Genomic DNA, 2,056 nt, shown 5'->3' with positions numbered 1-2,056 from the left:
GCTCATAGACAGGATTTACCCGGCCCTAAGCAAGCATGCGATCGGGACATCGGAATCCTCCGTGGTTCGGAACCGAGCCGAAGGGCCGAGGTCAGTCGTTAGAGCCAGGCACCATACGCTCCGATGCCGATGCCGATGCCGATGGAATGTGTGGAAATGGGACTCTGGGTCGACCCGTCGAGCCTTCAGGAAAGTCGCGATGGTCGGGCCGGACTGAATGAGGTCACCACGCTCTCGACCGAACGCTACGAAGAGTCGCCGGTGGGGCAGATCGAGCCAAAGTGGAGCAATGATCTGCTTGGAGTGCATACACTGAATCACCGCGGCCGCTTGACCGTGATCGACGTGCTGCAAAAGCGCTGGCGCTGGCGCCGCTAGTCGATCCGGGTGGGGGCTTGAATGCTCTGACCTCTCTGAGGGTTGTGGTGCATCCGGGGGATAGGCCATTCAAGCTGGCTTCTGGCAGGGCGTCCGGTATGGGCGTTATGTTAAATCCCTACGGGGAGAGCCCGTGACGGACTGGGGAAACGAACCGCGCACGCGCCCAGTGGGGCTCGTCAGGCGGGGCCCTTGCCGGCCGGCGGGCCACCCGGATTTTTAGCTACCGGCACGCAGCCATTCGCCACTCCACCGCGCTTATCAGTCCACTCCAAGCGGAGCATTTTGATATACAATCGGCGACCCGAAACAGATTCTTCACGCCCGATCGGGGTTGGGATTCCTCATTCGTCGTATATCGTCGAACGTGGAACGGAGTCGCTGAGCAGCCCGCCCAGTTCGAAACAAAGAGTTCAGAGACAAGGATGCAGATGTCATATCATTCGCGCAAGGCGAAAAGGGCCGTATGGCGCGCGTGCAAGAACCTGATTTACACGAATCCCATCGGACATAGGCTGATTCAGTCACGCGAGGCCCTCGCGGAGTCGTTCGGACCCGATGACGCTGAATACAGTTGGCGCCTCTTCGAGCGACATTCGATCAGGCTGCAACAAGTCGGCTTCGACAAGCGCGCCTCACGCATCCTGGAGGTTGGGCCGGGACGAAACATTGGTAGCGCCCTGCTCTGGTGGGCAGCCTGCGGCGGGGGCGATGTGTCGGTGACGCTGTGGGACACATTTCCAAACACGACGGTTGACTTCTCGCAGCTTCGCACTTCAGCGGAAGCGCTCCTCGAACGTGGAGCGAGCAGAGGCGCGGACACCGAGGAAATCGACATTGGCTTGAGGTCCATCGTAGCCGGTGAGGTCAGTCCGCGTATCGAGTATGTCGTGCGCGATCATGCGACATTCGCGGCGCGTGGTGAAGCTCCCTACGATCTCATCCTCAGCCACTCCTGCTTCGAGCACATCTGGTCGCCTGAGCCTACTCTGGCCATGCTAGCTGACCACACTGCGAAAGAGGGTTGGCACTCGGTCCAAATCGATCTGGCGGACCACGGTTCGCGCGACACCAACTTCCTCGAGATGCTCGAATGGTCCGACCTCGGCTATTGGCTGACCATGAGATTCGCGCCCGGCGCTGTCAATCGATGGCGTGCACAACAGTTCATCGACTGCTACGAAGAGCTGGGGCTGATGATCGTCGCGGCGGATCGGCGAACTCAGGATGTGCTGCCTACAGAGCGGAAGCGCCTGGCCAGGCGCTTCCGGAATCTCGACGAGCAGGAGCTCCTGACGACCGAGCTTCATCTCATCACGCAGGGTCGACGATCCGCTCCCCAAGTGGCGGGCCAGAAGGCTCCCGTTTCCACCGCCTGAGCGATGGCCGTGAAGGAAGTCTCGGCCCATGGGGAATAGGACATTCAAGGTGGCTTCTGGCACCACGTCCGAGTCTGGGCGTTAGGTTAAATCCCTACGGGGAGCCCGTGACGGGTATCCTGTACCTCATCTACCTCATCTACCTCATCGCGCATGAGCCACTCTGGCATACACACGAACACGCGGTTGGCTAGCCGGCTAGGCCCCTTCCAGTGCCTTCCGTTCGGCGATTGCACGCAGATCGTCGAACGTCAGTTCGCCGTCGAACAACGCCCTCATGGCGCGGCCAAACGGGCGTC

General features: G+C 60.6%; 2 protein-coding genes. Both read left to right on the top strand.

The genetic code is table 11. The features are described from left to right. Positions 1-156: 156 nt before the first annotated feature. On the top strand, positions 157-378 hold the full coding sequence (locus OSA81_13730) for a hypothetical protein (protein ID MDE0900062.1): 222 nt from the start codon (positions 157-159) through the stop codon (positions 376-378). A 425-nt stretch (positions 379-803) separates the two neighbouring features. Beyond that, complete coding sequence (locus OSA81_13725) at positions 804-1,757, top strand: class I SAM-dependent methyltransferase (protein MDE0900061.1); 954 nt, start codon at positions 804-806, stop codon at positions 1,755-1,757. Positions 1,758-2,056: the final 299 nt, after the last annotated feature.

The sequence above is a fragment of the Longimicrobiales bacterium genome (genome assembly GCA_028823235.1).
Lineage (GTDB): Bacteria > Gemmatimonadota > Gemmatimonadetes > Longimicrobiales > Gaopeijiaceae > UBA2589.
This window is presented reverse-complemented; position numbering and strand designations above follow the sequence as displayed.

What these genes read in the sequence shown, in the direction of transcription:
- OSA81_13730 (MDE0900062.1), top strand. Translation starts at nt 157, where the DNA reads ATGGGACTCTGGGTCGACCCGTCGAGCCTTCAGGAAAGTCGCGATGGT.
- OSA81_13725 (MDE0900061.1), top strand. Translation starts at nt 804, where the DNA reads ATGCAGATGTCATATCATTCGCGCAAGGCGAAAAGGGCCGTATGGCGC.